This is a genomic window from Anaerococcus sp. NML200537 (assembly GCF_026131715.1).
GTDB classification, from domain to species: Bacteria; Bacillota; Clostridia; order Tissierellales; family Peptoniphilaceae; genus Anaerococcus; species Anaerococcus kampingae.
The window spans coordinates 72,575-87,927 of the sequence record NZ_JAMXSL010000002.1 but is presented as its reverse complement, the minus strand read 5'-3'; the positions used below and the strand labels follow the sequence as shown (position 1 = coordinate 87,927).

15 protein-coding genes and 2 riboswitches are annotated in these 15,353 nt (G+C 33.5%); of the genes, 13 read left to right on the top strand and 2 right to left on the bottom strand.

The window, feature by feature from the left end:
• From NH288_RS01050 to NH288_RS01040, 3 genes are read left to right on the top strand one after another with little or no spacing between them, the layout of a single operon-like run.
• Window positions 1-588: a LemA family protein gene (locus tag NH288_RS01050; protein ID WP_265212405.1), complete on the top strand. Its 588-nt coding sequence runs from the start codon at window positions 1-3 to the stop codon at window positions 586-588.
• A gap of 10 nt (window positions 589-598) precedes the next feature.
• Window positions 599-1,426, top strand: a complete 828-nt coding sequence (locus NH288_RS01045) for a TPM domain-containing protein (RefSeq protein ID WP_106460539.1) — start codon at window positions 599-601, stop codon at window positions 1,424-1,426.
• Window positions 1,427-1,435: 9 nt separating this feature from the next.
• Window positions 1,436-1,942, top strand: coding sequence for a nucleoside 2-deoxyribosyltransferase (locus NH288_RS01040; RefSeq protein WP_106460538.1), 507 nt, complete (start codon window positions 1,436-1,438; stop codon window positions 1,940-1,942).
• 155 nt (window positions 1,943-2,097) lie between these two features.
• Here NH288_RS01040 and NH288_RS01035 read toward each other — a convergent pair whose 3' ends face one another.
• Both NH288_RS01035 and NH288_RS01030 read right to left on the bottom strand, forming a co-directional pair.
• Entirely contained in the window at window positions 2,098-2,613 is a 516-nt protein-coding gene (locus NH288_RS01035) for a folate family ECF transporter S component (RefSeq protein ID WP_265212403.1), read from the bottom strand.
• A 22-nt stretch (window positions 2,614-2,635) separates the two neighbouring features.
• Window positions 2,636-2,725, bottom strand: a riboswitch (THF riboswitch).
• Window positions 2,726-2,759: 34 nt separating this feature from the next.
• Window positions 2,760-3,515 carry a nitroreductase family protein gene (locus tag NH288_RS01030; protein ID WP_265212402.1) on the bottom strand — a complete coding sequence of 252 codons (756 nt, stop codon included), beginning with the start codon at window positions 3,513-3,515 and terminating at the stop codon, window positions 2,760-2,762.
• A 56-nt stretch (window positions 3,516-3,571) separates the two neighbouring features.
• On the opposite strand from NH288_RS01030, the gene NH288_RS01025 reads away from it, so the two are divergent.
• The 10 genes from NH288_RS01025 to NH288_RS00980 all read left to right on the top strand — a co-directional run bounded on the left by NH288_RS01025 (window position 3,572) and on the right by NH288_RS00980 (window position 15,352).
• Window positions 3,572-5,914 (top strand): ATP-dependent DNA helicase, encoded by a 2,343-nt coding sequence (locus NH288_RS01025; RefSeq protein WP_265212401.1) that lies wholly within the window; start codon window positions 3,572-3,574, stop codon window positions 5,912-5,914.
• A complete protein-coding gene (gene rlmD / locus NH288_RS01020) occupies window positions 5,895-7,265 on the top strand; it encodes a 23S rRNA (uracil(1939)-C(5))-methyltransferase RlmD (protein WP_265212399.1) in 1,371 nt (456 codons plus the stop codon). Before NH288_RS01025 ends, rlmD begins: the two co-directional genes overlap by 20 nt.
• 2 nt (window positions 7,266-7,267) lie before the next feature.
• Complete coding sequence (locus NH288_RS01015) at window positions 7,268-7,528, top strand: DUF2700 domain-containing protein (RefSeq protein WP_265212398.1); 261 nt, start codon at window positions 7,268-7,270, stop codon at window positions 7,526-7,528.
• 18 nt (window positions 7,529-7,546) lie between these two features.
• A complete protein-coding gene (locus tag NH288_RS01010; protein WP_265212397.1) occupies window positions 7,547-8,443 on the top strand; it encodes an NERD domain-containing protein in 897 nt (298 codons plus the stop codon).
• A gap of 218 nt (window positions 8,444-8,661) precedes the next feature.
• Window positions 8,662-10,788, top strand: a complete 2,127-nt coding sequence (locus tag NH288_RS01005) for a catalase (protein WP_265212396.1) — start codon at window positions 8,662-8,664, stop codon at window positions 10,786-10,788.
• An 88-nt stretch (window positions 10,789-10,876) separates the two neighbouring features.
• Window positions 10,877-11,521 carry a hypothetical protein gene (locus NH288_RS01000; RefSeq protein ID WP_265212394.1) on the top strand — a complete coding sequence of 215 codons (645 nt, stop codon included), beginning with the start codon at window positions 10,877-10,879 and terminating at the stop codon, window positions 11,519-11,521.
• A 33-nt stretch (window positions 11,522-11,554) separates the two neighbouring features.
• A complete protein-coding gene (locus NH288_RS00995) occupies window positions 11,555-12,394 on the top strand; it encodes a hypothetical protein (protein ID WP_265212392.1) in 840 nt (279 codons plus the stop codon).
• A 32-nt stretch (window positions 12,395-12,426) separates the two neighbouring features.
• Window positions 12,427-12,506, top strand: a riboswitch (Fluoride riboswitch).
• 43 nt (window positions 12,507-12,549) lie between these two features.
• Window positions 12,550-13,746: a cation:proton antiporter gene (locus tag NH288_RS00990; protein WP_265212390.1), complete on the top strand. Its 1,197-nt coding sequence runs from the start codon at window positions 12,550-12,552 to the stop codon at window positions 13,744-13,746.
• A 56-nt stretch (window positions 13,747-13,802) separates the two neighbouring features.
• Window positions 13,803-14,576: an FAD-dependent thymidylate synthase gene (gene thyX, locus NH288_RS00985; RefSeq protein WP_106460101.1), complete on the top strand. Its 774-nt coding sequence runs from the start codon at window positions 13,803-13,805 to the stop codon at window positions 14,574-14,576.
• 74 nt (window positions 14,577-14,650) lie between these two features.
• Window positions 14,651-15,352 (top strand): ABC transporter ATP-binding protein, encoded by a 702-nt coding sequence (locus NH288_RS00980; protein WP_106460102.1) that lies wholly within the window; start codon window positions 14,651-14,653, stop codon window positions 15,350-15,352.
• Window position 15,353: the final 1 nt, after the last annotated feature.

Below are 15,353 nucleotides of genomic sequence, written 5' to 3'. Positions count from 1 at the left end.
ATGACAGAAAGAAGAAGAGGTTCAGGAAGTAAAGGATTAATTATAGGCATAATTGTAATTATTGCCCTAGGATTATTTATGATCGTTCCAACCTATAACAGACTTGCAGGAAGCAGGGAAAATGTAAATCAAGCCTATGCACAAGTACAAAACGTTGTTCAAAGAAGGGCTGACCTTATACCAAATTTGGTAAACACTGTAAAAGGTTATACAGATCATGAAAATGAAACCCTAACAGCAGTAACAAATGCTAGAGCAGGTATACAAAATGCTAAGGGCCCAGAAGAATTAGCAGAAGCAAATGATCAGTTAACAAGAGCTATAGGTGATATCAATGTAGTAGTAGAAGCCTATCCGGAGCTTAAGGCAGATACACAATTTGTTCAGCTTATGGATGAGCTTGCAGGAACAGAAAATAGGATTTCAACAGAAAGAAAGAACTATAACGAAGCAGTTGGTGAATATAATAAAGATATTAGAAGATTTCCAACAAATATCATAGCTAAATTTACAGGCTATGACCCAGCAGAATATTTCAAGGCTGATGCAGCTGCACAAGATGCACCAAAAGTAGACTTTGGTAACTAGGAGAAATATTATGAGAAAGGCAAGATTTAAAAGGCTAGGAATACTAATAGCGGTTCTTTTCTGCCTTTTTCAAATTAAATCTTATGCTAGCATACCAAGCCCAAGCACCGATTATTACCTGGATGAGCTTGGAATACTAGATGAAGCCACAAAAGAAAATATAAATAAGACCAATAGACAGCTAGAAGATAAAACTGGCTCTCAAGTGGTCGTTATAAGCTTAGAGAATCCAGATGGACTCGATGGTTATTCTTATGGAACTGATATCTTTAATGCTTGGAAAATTGGTGATAAGGATAAGGAAAATGGAGTACTAATTTTATTTTTAGGACCAGGACCAAATGGCAAAAGGCAAATAAATATAATTACTGGTTATGGAATAGAAGGTAGGCTTAATGATGGTAAGGTAGGTAGAATAATTGATAACTTCATGCTCGAAAAGCTTAAAGAAGGCGATTATTCACAAGCTCTAAATGAAGGATTTAATGCAGTTGTTGGAGAAATAGCTGCGGAATATGACATTGAGCTTGAAAAGGACTACTCTTCCTACCAGGAAAGACTTGAGCCTGTTGATAGTGACGATGGATTTCCTATTTCAACACTAATAATGCTTTTGGTAATATTTATAATAGTCTCAAATCTTTTAAATAATAATAACAGAAGAGGCGGAGGCGGCTTTAGAAGAAGAGGCCCGGGTGGCTTTGGAGGATTTTATCCAAGAGGTGGAGGCTTTGGAGGCTCATCTTGGGGAGGATCAAGCTTTGGCGGCGGCTCTGGCGGAGGATTTTCCGGAGGAGGGGGATCATCTGGTGGCGGAGGAGCTGGCAGAAGTTTTTAAGGAGAATAAATGAAAGGATATTTAGCAAGTCATTTTTTTAATGATGCTATGTTTAGGTGGACAGAAGATTTAGCCCAGTATATAGAAAAAAATACTAATCTAGAACTCTATGTTCCACAAAGAAATGCAGATATAAATGATAAAAAGACAAATGATGCAATTATCACAGATATAAAAATATCTCAAGCTGATACTGCCAAATTAAAAGAAGCAAATATATTGATAGCCAACCTTGATGGATTGACTATAGATGATGGAGTGGCAGCAGAGATTATGGCCCATGGAGTAATGAGAGAATTTGAAATAGATCATGGAATAGATTTTCCAAGGATGATTATAGGTATAATCACGGATATGAGATACCTAGGCACAGGTGAAAATAAACTATATAGAAATCTCATGGTTGTTGGAAAGGTAAAGGAGCATGGTCACTTGGTAGTAGGCTATGCTGGGGATGATTCCTTCAAAAAAGAAGTAATAACTCATATAAATAAATTTATAGAAGCAAATAAATAAAGGGCTGTTGCAAAACTATGAATAACTATCGTCCCATCATTAGAGGGTTATCTTAGAAAATTTTTGGCCTAGCCTGCCGGCTCATGGAGGCAAAATTTTCGTGGAGGTTCCTATAATGATTTGGGACGATTTATTCATTCTGCAACAGCCTCTTATTATTTTAATTTATCTAGTAATTTTGTAGCTATGAAATATAAAAGGAAATAGTTTATTATTCCATCTACTAATACTTTAATAAAACGTGAAACTAACATTGCTTTGTAAGGTGTATTCATCAATTGGCTTAACCATAAGGTATTTAAGAACATATGGCAGATATAAAACACAAAAAAAACCATAAGCCCTACTTGAACCTTCATAGAAATGTTTTTATCCTTTGAGTATTCTGATATTATTCCTGGAATTAGACCAGTCAAAACAGATACTAGGGTAAATCCAAAGTGTGGAGTGCCTCCAGCATTTATAGCAACACCTATTAAGTCGGCTGCAAGTCCAGCAAGAGCTCCAGGTATCGGACCTAATAGCATGCCTGCGACCATCAATGGCAAGTGGCCAAAAGAAAACTTAATTGAAGGTGTGATAAAAATACCAAAAAATCTTGAAAAGATGATTGATAATGCTGTTAGCATAGCAGCTTTCACGAGTGAATCAATACTTAATTTTTTATTCATTTTTTTCCCCTTTCTATCAGAGGGCAGCGGTTGCGATAAAGAATCATGAATCTTCTTCGTCTGGAAACAACAACCCATTTTCCAGCACTTAATGCTCTTTACCTACTCTGATAGAAATATTATAAACTTTTATCTTAAATTTGCAATTATTCTTTTGGGTCTAGGACAAAGCCTTGGTTTTTGAGGGTTTCAAACATCTTATTTCTATTTTTTATAATAGTACCCTGTTTTTTAGGAATCTGTGAAGAAAATGATGCGCTCTTTCTGCCATTTTCCCTAAGGTCGTAATAGGTAGTCATTTCCTTATCATAGTCTGAAATCATATCTAGATATGAGTCATAAGTCTTGTAAGAATTTTCAAAAGTTTTTAAATTTATATCCATTCTTGGCTTGATTTGAGGATTTTGGTTAGGAATTCCAAAGCCAACCCCTACTACCGGATAGGTCAATTTCGGCATCTTCAAAAGCTCTATAACTCTGGCTGTGTCATTGTGGATATTTCCAAAATAATTTGCACCTAGCCCCAAAGATTCGACTGCAACTGTTAGGTTTTGGGCAGCTATTACTCCATCAGTAAAGCCTTGGATAAACTTATCAAAGCTTATGATATTATCACTTTCAAGCCCCATTTCCTTGGCAATTTCATAATTTCTCTTTAGGTCAACTATGAAAATCCATAGCTCAGTAGCCCTTGCCATATAGGCTTGGTTGCCATTATCGGCAAGCTCATCTTTTATTTTTTGATCTGTAACTCTGATTACAGACATATTTTGCATACCATTGCTTGATGCAGACATATTTACTACATCTAGCAAGGTTTTTATTGTATCTTTATCAATTTTCTCATCAGTAAATTCTCTAATTGTCCTGTGATTTAATAGGTTTTTTATGGTTTCGTTCATATAGGCCTCCTTACCATACCTATACCCAATATGTTATAATATACTTAGGAGAGACTATGAAAATTAAAACATCTGTTAGAAACCTTATTGAATTTGTTATGAGATCTGGCGATATAGACAATAGATTCCGTGATAATACTAGGATGATAGAAGGCATAAGAGCCCACCAAAAAATCCAAGCCCAATATGGTAAAAATTATAAAAAAGAATACAAACTCACAAATACCACTAGTTACAAGGATGTAGAATTTGTAGTTGAAGGTAGGGCTGATGGTGTTGGAAAAAAGGACGACTTATTTTTAATTGATGAAATTAAATCAACATCTAGGGACCTTGGAGAGATGACAGATAAGAATAAACTCCATTGGGCCCAAGCCAAGTGCTATGCATATTTTTATTCACTTGATAATAATTTAGATAAGATGCTTATCACCCTAACTTATGTTTCCACAGAAGATTATAAGTCAAAAACCTTTGAAAAAGAATTCTCCTTTGATGACCTAAAAGATTTTTATTTTGCCCTATTAGATGATTATCTTGTATTTTCTAAAATATTGGCTAAAAATAGAGAGACTAGAGATGAAAGCCTAAAAGATTTAGAATTTCCATTTTGCTCTTACAGGAAAGGTCAAAGAAAGATGGCGGTTGGGGTTTATACCGCGATTCTAGATAAGAAAAATCTCTTTGTAGATGCACCAACTGGAATTGGTAAAACAATTTCAACTCTCTATCCTTCTTTAAAAGCTATGCCAAATAATCTGGCAGATAAAATTTTTTACCTTACCAGCAAAAATACCATAGCTAAGGAAGCCTTAAAGAGTTTAAATTTATTGAAGTCTAAGGGAATGTTTATAAAAGCTCTTCAGCTTACAAGCAAGGAGAAGGTCTGTATAAATGATGAAGTTTCCTGCAATCCTATTGATTGTCCATATGCCCTTGGCCATTTCGATAGGGTAAATGAAGCCTTAAAGGACATCCTTTCTGAAGAAGAGATAATGGATTATGACACTATTATTGAATATTCAAAAAAATATTCTGTTTGCCCGTTGGAATTTGAGCTTGATATAAGTTTATATGCAGATGTTATTATTTGCGATTATAATTATGTTTTTGACCCAAATGTATTTTTAAGAAGATTTTTTGATGAAGTTATAGATTCTTATGTATTTTTAATTGATGAAGCTCATAATCTCTTAGAAAGGTCTAGGGATATGTATTCTTTTACGTTTTTAGAGTCAGACTTTACATCCCTAGTTAAAAATTTGGATGAGAAAAAGGAAAAAAAGCTAGTTTCTAAACTTTCTAATATTACAGAAGATTTTTATAAGCTTGGCCAAATTGCAAGAGGTAATACCTATTATTTTACAAGTGATTATATAGACATATTAGATAAGGATTTGATTTCTTTATCAAAAACCATGGAGAAATTTTTGGTAGAAGAAAAGGACCACGCATCTTATGATCAGGTCTTAGACTTATATTTTGATATAAATAAGTATCTTAAGGTGTCAGATTATTTTACAGATGGATTTTATAATATAATATCTTATGATCCAGAATCAATGGAGAGATCTTTTGAGATAAAGTGTGTTGACCCAAGAGAAGTTCTAAAGAATAAGTATAAACTAGCAAGAAGCTCTATATTTTTCTCAGCCACCCTCTCACCGATGCCTTACTTTATAAAGATGCTAGCAGGTGAGGAAGCCTTAAAGTTAAGATTAGATATGCCCTTTAACCCTAATCACCTAATGATTCTTAAAAGTCCTATATCAACTAGGTATAGGGATAGGAACAATAACTTGGCAATCCTTGCTGAGACTATAAATGAATTTGTAAAATCAAAAAAAGGCAATTATTTTATTTTCTTCCCATCTTATTCTTATATGGAAGATGTGGCAGAATATTATAGAGAGAGCTTTGATGATAGTATAATAGTTCAAGAAAGAATTATGGATGAATCTAAGCGTATCGAATTTCTAGAGGAATTTACAGAAGATTCTGCTAGGGTAGGATTTTTAGTCCTAGGTGGAATTTTTTCTGAAGGAGTTGACTTAAGAGGGGATAGGCTTATAGGGTCTATGATAATATCTGTAGGCATGCCAGGCTTATCAAACGAAAGAAATCTAATCAAATATCATTTTGACAAAAATCAACACGATGGTTTTGATTATTCCTACACCTATCCAGGCCTAAATAAAGTGTTTCAAGCCGCAGGCAGGGTTATTAGGAGTGAAGAAGATAAGGGAATTATTTATCTAGTTGATGATAGGTATTTCTGGCAGAAATATATGAGATTTTTTCCAAAACACTGGAGAAACCAAGCCTTGGTCAATGATAGCCAAAGCTTACAAAGAGCAATAAATAATTTTTGGAGTGATAATGAAAAAAAGACCAACTAAAGAAATAAAAATAAGCGAAATGAAGTACCCAAATCTTTCCATAGGATATGATGAAAATGGGAGAAGGGTTGAGTTTAAGGGAGGAATCTTAGGTCAAACTATAAATGTAAAGACCGGAAAGAAAAATAAGGAAAGAATAAGGGCCAAGTACATAAATCTTATAGAGGAATCAAAGCTAGAAAATGCAAGGGAGTATTGTCCACATGCAGGAGTGTGCGGGGGATGTGCCTATCAAAAAATTCCTTATGAAACAGAGCTAATGCTAAAGCATGATATGATCAAGACCCTCTTTAAAGACAGTGGAATCACCTATAACGGAAATATAAAAATAAATAGGTCTGCAGTGACAAAGGGCTATAGAAATAAGATGGAATACACCTTTGGAGATGCTGTAAAGGGTGGTCCACTTATACTCGGTCTTCACAGGCAAAGGAGGTTTTATGAAATCGTGGATTGCTATGATTGCAACATAGTAGATGATGATTTTAATAAAATAAGGGATGGAGTTCAAAAATATTTTAGGGAGAAAAACACAGATTTTTATCACAAAACCACTAAAGAAGGTCTTTTAAGACATCTTGTAGTAAGAAAGGCCCATCACACAGGCCAAATCATGGTAATACTTGTGACAAGCTCAGATGAAAGCTTTGATGATATTAGACTAAGGCTATTTATGCATATGCTTCTAGATCTAGATTTGGATGGAAGGATATTTTCAATATATCACGTCCTAAATGATTCTCTTGCAGATGCTGTAATTCCTGAAAAGATAAAGTTAATCTATGGCAAGGAATATATAACAGAAGAAATGCTAGGCCTATCCTTTAAAATATCACCATTTTCATTTTTTCAGCCAAATGTCTTTACAGCGGAAAAACTTTACCAAAAAGCCTTTGACCTTGCAGAAATTGACTCATCTATGAATGTTCTAGACCTATACTCAGGCACAGGAACCATTACCCAGTTAATGGCAACTGTAGCAAATACAGCAACAGGTATAGAAATAGTCGAAGAAGCAGTTGAAAAGGCAAGGGAAAATGCAAAATTAAATGAACTCAATAATGTAAATTTCCTTTGTGGAGATGTCCTAGAAGAGATTGAAAAAGTAGGAGATAAATACGATGTTGTAATCCTTGACCCACCAAGGGCCGGCATTAGTCCAGCATCTCTAGATAAAATCCTAAATATCGACTGCAAGAAATTTGTATACATTTCCTGCAATCCAAAAAGTCAAATGGATAACCTAAAGGTATTTTTAGAAAAGGGCTATGAGATAAAAGATTATGAAATCTTCGATCAATTTCCAAATTCAAGACATTTAGAGGCAATTGCCCTACTTGAGAGGAGCTAGGAATGAATTTAAATAAAATATTGTTTTTTGCCTTAATAATGCTTGTTGTAGCTGTTTATATTATTCTAATAGCTAGGAAAAATAAAAAACAAGATCTTATAGAAGATAGGGCTGAAGATAATAATTACATGTCTGAAGGTATGGCTATAGGAATGTGCTTGGGAATGGCTATCTCTATTCTTATAGATGAAGATAATATGGTAATAGGCTTATCTATAGGGATGATGCTCGGTATGGTAATAGGGATGAATATTAAGAAATGATTTAAGTGAGGTGCGCTTATGTATGATATTTATATTCAATTAGCTATATTTTTGGCCTTTATCTTTGTCCTTAAAATGTTTTTGCCAATAATAAAAGGCCACATGGGTGAATCTATAGTTAAAATTAAACTTAATAGCCTAGATAAGGAAAAATATAAGGTAATTAATAATCTAGTTTTAGAAAATGCAGGAGGGACTACAAAGTCTACCCAAATTGACCACCTTGTAGTGTCAACTTATGGGATTTTTTCAATAGAAACTAAGAACTATAAGGGATGGATATATGGGTCTGAATTTGGTAAAAATTGGACTCAAAATATCTATGGAAATAAGAAAACTTTCATGAATCCAATCTTACAAAATTACGCCCATATAAAGGCTATAGAAAATATTTTAAAAGATTCGTATCCTAATATGAAATACTTTTCTATTATAGCTTTTTCTCCAGAAGCTGAAATTAAGGTAAAGCTTAAGGAGTCTGTAGTTTGTAAGATGTCACAGGTTTCGAAAGAAATAGAAAAATTATCTAATGAAGAGATAATTGATACAGCTGAGTTAGAAAAGATTTTAGAAATAATCCAGGGAAATAGGCTAAATATAAGCAACAGAGATCATGTTAAAAATATAAAAGAAGCTAAGAAAAATAAGCTGAAAGCCCAAACAGATCCTTCAAATAAGATAAAAAATTCCCCAGCCAAAAAGATTGAGAAAGTGGAAGAATCAAATCCTAAAATTATAAAGAAAGAGATCAAAGAAAAGGAAGCTAAGCTAGATATGAAAGAAGAGAAGGATGAAAATATCAAGCTTTGCCCAAAATGTGGAAGTCCTCTAGAGATAAGAACTGGCAGGTATGGATCTTTTCTAGGCTGTACTAATTATCCAGCTTGCACTTATGTGGAAAGTATTAAGGCATAATTTTTATAAGATAGCTTGTAATATCAATTGTGACACCAGTAAATTAGAGAATTCCTTGACTTAATAGATCCATTTATTACCAAAAAAAGTTTACTAAGCATCATATATATGAAATTTAAGTCCAGTTTTTCAACTGGATTTTTTATTTATCTATTTTCGCATATTTTGATGGAAAATGGGTAAACACTAATTGAGAGAGAAATTAATAGGAGGAAAATATGGCAAAAAAGAATGATAAAGGTCAACATGATTTTATTAAAGCACCTTTGACACCAGAAGGAGCTGAAAAGGTAAAAGCTGTTAAGGATAATGCCAAGATTAAAGACTTGGAAAAAAATAAGGTTGATAATAAGGGGAAGGCTTTTACAACTAATAAGGGCCTTAAGATGGCTGAAGATGAATTTTCCCTTAAGGCTGGTAGAAGAGGACCTACTCTTCTTGAAGACTTTCACCTAAGAGAAAAAATCATGCACTTTGACCATGAGAGAATTCCTGAAAGAATTGTTCACGCTCGTGGTATAGGTGCCCATGGTATTTTTAAATCTACCAAGGATATGAGTAAGTACACAAAAGCATGCCTATTTTCAGGCCATAACAAAGAAACTCCATTATTTTCAAGGATATCTACTGTAGCAGGCTTTAGGGGCTCTACAGATACACCTCGTGATGTGCGTGGTTTTGCTATAAAATTTTATACCGAAGAAGGAAATTACGACATAGTTGGAAATAACGTGCCAGTATTTATTATCCAAGATGCGATAAAATTTCCTGACTTTGTCCATGCTGTCAAACCAGAACCAGACACAGAAGTACCTCAAGCCCAATCAGCCCATGATACTTTTTGGGATTTTGTAACTCGTAACCAAGAGTCAGCTCATATGGTTATGTGGCAAATGAGTGATAGGGCAATTCCTTTAAGTCTACGCATGGTTGATGGTTTTGCAGTCCATACTTTTAGATGGATAAATAAAGAAGGTAAGGCATGCTTTGTCAGATACCAATGGAATCCACAACTAGGAGTTCACTCAAGAGTATGGGATGAAACCTTAAAGGTATCTGGTAACGATCCAGACAGTCAAAGAAAAGATATGTATGATGCCATTGATGAAGGCTCTTACCCAGTTTGGGATTTCTGTGTTCAAATTCTTCCTGTTGAAAAAGAGCATGACTTCCCATTTGATATCCTAGATCCAACCAAGGTTTGGCCAGAAGAAGATATTCCAAAGGTAAAAATTGGAGAAATGATCTTTAATAGAAATGTAGATAATTACTTTGCAGAAACAGAGCAAGTTGCCTTTAATCCGGGCAATGTAATACCTGGAATTGATTTTTCAAATGACCCACTGTTACAAGGCAGACTTTTCTCCTACACTGATACTCAGTTATTGAGGCTAGGTGGACCAAACTTTGCACAAATTCCAATAAATAGACCAATAGTTGGAGTTCATAATAACCAAAGAGATGGCTGGCACCAACATATGATAAATAAGGGTCCAGTAGCCTACCATAAATCAACTATAGATGACCAATCTCCATATTATGAAAGCCCAGAAAATGGTGGCTATGAGCACTATCAAGAAAAAATTGATGGTCAAGTAATAAAGGCAAGAGATGATAGTTTTAGAGACCACTTTAGCCAGGCTACAGCCTTCTATAAGTCAGTTAGTAAGGTTGAGCAAGAACATATTATAAATGCCTTTTCTTTTGAACTATCAAAGGTCCAAAGAGAAGAAATTAGGCAAAATGTGGTAGATATGTTTGCCAATGTAGATATGAAAATGGCAGAAGAAATTGCTAAAAATGTTGGAGCAGATAAGCCAGACGCTGATCGTGGTTTTGATCCTGTTGGCATTAAGCCAAGTAAGGAAGCTAAGAAAGTAAAGATGCCAGAATTTGCTCAAGCCAATACAATCTTTAAGCCAGATACCTTAAAAGTTGGTATTTATTCTGATAATGATGATGATTTTGACTTTAAATCTCTAGTAAAGAAGATAAAAGATTCTAAGGCAAAGGCAGAAATTATCCAAGGCAATCTTAAGGATACAAAAGATGGACAAAAGGTAGACCATAGGTATGAGACAATCCATCCAGTTCTAGAAGATGCCCTTATAGTTGTAGTTCCTGAAAAACCTTCTAAAGACTTTAGTAAAAATGTTGGAGAATTTGTAGATGAGACTTTCAAACACTATAAACCAATATGGTTAATAGGAAATCCTGAGGAAATTTTAGATAAAGACCAACAGAAGGCTCCTGGAGTTATTGTAAGTAAGGACATGAAGGAAATTGATAAGTTTATAGAAAACTTAACTAAGCAAAGATTCTGGGAAAGGGATGGTTCAATATAGCTTATAGGGCTTGGGATTTCCCAAGCTCTTTACATATTTAAATTTTACAAATTATATTAAGATAAGCTGGACAATTAGAAAGGGTAGTATGGTTTTTAAGAATACAGTTAGGAAATTTTTTATAGAAGATGGTAGTCATGACCTTTTTTGCTTTATATTTGGCTTGGTATTTTTATTTATTTTTACATTTTTAATGATGCCTAAATGGATATTCTGTCTGGGAATTGGAGTTCTTACAAGTTCAATTTTTAGATATATTACAACAGATGGTCTTTTTTATAAAGAATTTAAAAATTTAGACAATAGAAATAAAAGATTTGATTACATACTTAGTAAAAATATTTTTACCCTTTTATTTCTTGCGGTTTTTATTTTGATATTATATTTTTTATTGATTTTAGGAGATAAATTTGCCTTGACAAGTTATAGTGATTTTAACTCTAAATTAGTTTTTAAATTTATCATATATATACTTGCTAGCGAAAATATAATTTTAATTTTTAGTCATAGGATAGTTCCCAATTATAAATCAGGAAATATAAGAAATATTAATAAAGATATAGAAGTTGGAATGAAAAATTTAAAATCTATAATTCCTTCTTTGCTTGTGAATATAATCTTACTTGTTTTGATTTTTATATACAGAATGAACTTAAATATTGTTGCAGGAATATTATATTTATTTGTTTCTACCGCTCTATTTAGTATAAATAAAAAATTGAGTTTTCAGTGAATTAAATTTAGGTATATAAAAATTATGAAGAAAATGATTGATAAAAAAATAATACTACAAATAGTTTTTTACATATTGTCATTTCCTCTTATATTTTGTATCTTTATATTATGTGCTAAGCTTGACTTTATACCTATATTTAATAATTTACTTCTTATTTTATCTGAGCTTGGATTTTTTGCTTATCAGATTATTTTTATATACAAATTCACTAATATTAAAATAAACTTTTATGTAAAGATGTTTATAAGTCTAGTTTTGATTGGCATAATGCTTTTGTCGGCATACTTTATACTAATAATGAGCATTTTTGCTTTTAAGGATAATGAGCCTTTTACATATCAAGAGGAAAAATATTATATACTAAATGAAGGCTGGCTTGATGATGATTATGAAATTTATATGAAAAAATTCATCACAATGGATAAGCTTGATTTTGAAGATTCAAAGAAAATTTTTAAGGATATCAGTAATATTTCAAATGATCAAGTAAAAGATAAGCTTGAAATCTATTTTGATAAGGACAAGCAAATTATCAAAAGTCAAAAATCATTAGCAGATGAAAAGTCTGAATCTTGTCTTAGTGAAAAAGAAATTTTAAAAGATTTCAGTCTAAGAGATGCAAAATTAATAGCAAATTCACCTTATGGTCTTGTTGAAGTTGATAGGGCAGGAGCGAGGTCAAGGTGGTTTTTCGTTGAAGTTTTAGATAATAAATTAAATTTTATTTCAGAAATTCCAGATACTAGTCCTGATATTAGCGGGGATATTAGTGAGAATGGGACTATTTTACTTAGGTGCAAAGACATTAATGGAAATATAAATATTTATAAGTCAGAAGACTTAGGCAAAACTTTTACACTTACTGATTAAAAATATTTGATTTTAATTTGAATTTGCATATAATTATTTTAGGGAATGAAGTTCTCCCGTGATTATAATCTAAAGAATCTAAAACGCGAAAGCTGATGACTTCTACTTGATTGTAGGGGTGTCAGCTTTTTTTGTTAGGAAATTAAGGAGGTATTATGATTTTATCTTTAGGACTTATCCTACTAGTGGGAATGAGTCTTGCTAGTATTTTTAAGAAAATAGGCTTGCCTGCTATTATTGGCATGCTTTTAACAGGGATTATCCTTGGGCCAGAGCTTTTAAATTTGATTGATAAAAACACACTGGCAATCTCATCAGATTTAAGGACCATTGCCCTTATTGTTATCTTGCTTAAGGCTGGCCTTTCACTAGATATTTCTGACCTTAAGAGGGTTGGTACATCTGCAGTTCTTTTGTCATTTTTGCCAGCATCATTTGAAATATTGGCCTACGCAATATTTGCACCTATGGTTTTAGGCTTGAATCTTATTGATGGACTCCTTATGGGGGCTGTGATGGGAGCTGTTTCTCCTGCCATAGTCGTACCTAGGATGGTTAAATTGATTGATGAGGGCTATGGTAAAGATAAATCTATCCCTCAGATGATCCTCGCTGGGGCATCTTGTGATGATGTCTTTGTCCTTGTTCTTTTTTCATCATTTTTATCTATGGCTAAGGGTGGAAGTTTTTCAGCTGGATCTCTTATAAAGGTACCTATTTCAATAATACTTGGCATAGGAGTCGGAATTTTAATTGGATTTTTGCTTTATTATTTCTTTGAAATGAAATTTAAAAAAGGAGCCTATATCAGAAACTCTAGCAAGGTTATTATTATTTTAGGTATTTCATTTCTGCTCGTAAGTATGGAAGGCTTATTAAAAAATCTTGTTCCAATTTCAGGACTACTTGCAGTTATTGCTATGGCTAGCTCCTATAAAATAAAGGCTACGGATGCCCTAGTTAGTAGACTTTCAGATAAATTTGCTAAGTTGTGGATATTTGCAGAAGTGCTTTTATTTGTCCTAGTTGGCGCTGAGGTTGATATAAAATATATGACTGAAGTAGGATTTTATGGGATAATTTTAATATTTTTAGGCCTAATAATTAGGGCTATTGGAGTCTTTATTGCTGTAGGATTTTCTGATCTTAATAAGAAAGAAAAGTTATTTACTATTTTTTCTTATATGCCAAAGGCTACTGTCCAAGCTGCTATCGGTTCAGTTGCCCTTGCTAATGGCTTATCATCTGGCCTTGCAATTTTATCTGTAGCAGTGCTTGGGATTTTAATTACAGCACCACTTGGAGCAATCTTGATAGATAAGTCCTACAAAAAACTTTTAGTTAGGGGATAAAATACTGAGTTTTTAAAATGGTATAATAGAATTAGATTAGAAGAGAAAGGTATTTTATGACAGAAGCTAAGTTAAAAGTTAAATTATTAAATTATACACCAAATGGAGAAGAGACAATAGCTCAGGCTGGTAAGCTTTGCTATTCTCCAGTTGGGGTGGATGAAATTTCTAAAAAGCAAGATGAAGAAGCTATCGCCAAATATGTAAAGATGCTTGCAAGCATGGGTCATATGTCTCCAATTGAGCATATTTCCTTTACCTTTGCAGTTGAGGGAGTATCTAGGACTTTAACCCACCAACTCGTCCGCCATAGGCTTGCTTCCTATTCTCAGCAATCTCAAAGATATGTCAAATTAGATGGTTTTGAATACATAATCCCACCCCACATAAAGGAAAACCCTGAAGCAACTGAAATTTATATAAAGGCTATGGAAGAAGATCAAAAAGCCTATGATAAGCTTACAGATATCTTATTTGATAAGCATTTTAAAGATTTTATATCAGAAGGACTGGATGAAAAGACAGCAAAAAGACAAGCTAGCAAGAAGGCTATAGAAGATGCAAGGTATGTATTTCCTAATGCTTGCGAGACTAAAATTGTCTTTACCATGAATGCTAGAACCCTTCTTCATTTTTTCTCCTTAAGGTCATGTAACAGGGCCCAGTGGGAGATACGAGAGCTTTCTGATCAGATGATTAAGCTTGTCAAAGGGATTTATCCAAATATCTTTGCCAATGCAGGTCCATCATGCATTGGAGGACCTTGTCCAGAAGGTAAGATGACTTGCGGGAAAATCAATGAAGTTAGAGAAAAATATAAAAATATTTAAGGGCCATAGGGCTCTTTTATATTTGCTAAAAATGGGTATAAATACATATATGATATAGACAGGAAGGAATAATTATGTCTTATATAAGTTTAAAAAATGTGAGCAAAAAATACAAGTCTGGTACCAGCGAGATAGTTGCTAACGACAATATAAGTTTTGACCTTGATGAAGGGAAACTTCTTATAATTGTTGGGGCATCAGGTGCTGGTAAGACTACTCTACTAAATATAATAGGCGGAATGGAGCAAGCAAGTTCCGGAGATATATTAATTGATGGTAAAAACCTATCAAAATTAAATGATAAAGACCTTACCACCTATAGGCGTGATGACGTTGGTTTTGTATTCCAACATTATAATCTTATACCAAATCTCACAGCCCTTGAAAATGTTGAATTAGCTAGCGAATTATCAAAAGATTCCCTAGTGGCAGAAGAGGTCTTAGATGAGGTAGGTCTTAATTCTAGGTATGAAAATTTTCCGTCACAATTATCTGGAGGAGAACAGCAAAGAGTTGCAATTGCAAGGGCTCTAGCTAAAAATCCTAAGCTTTTATTATGTGATGAGCCTACAGGTGCTCTTGATTATAAAACGGGAAAAAATATCCTAAAACTCTTACAAGATGCTTCAAGAAGGCTTGGAGCAACAGTTATAATAATAACCCACAATTCCCTTATTAAGCCAATGGCTGATGAGGTAATAGAACTAAAAGATGGGAAAATCCTGAAAGCATATAGCAATGAAAACCCAAGACCAGTTGGAGAACTGGAGTGGTAAG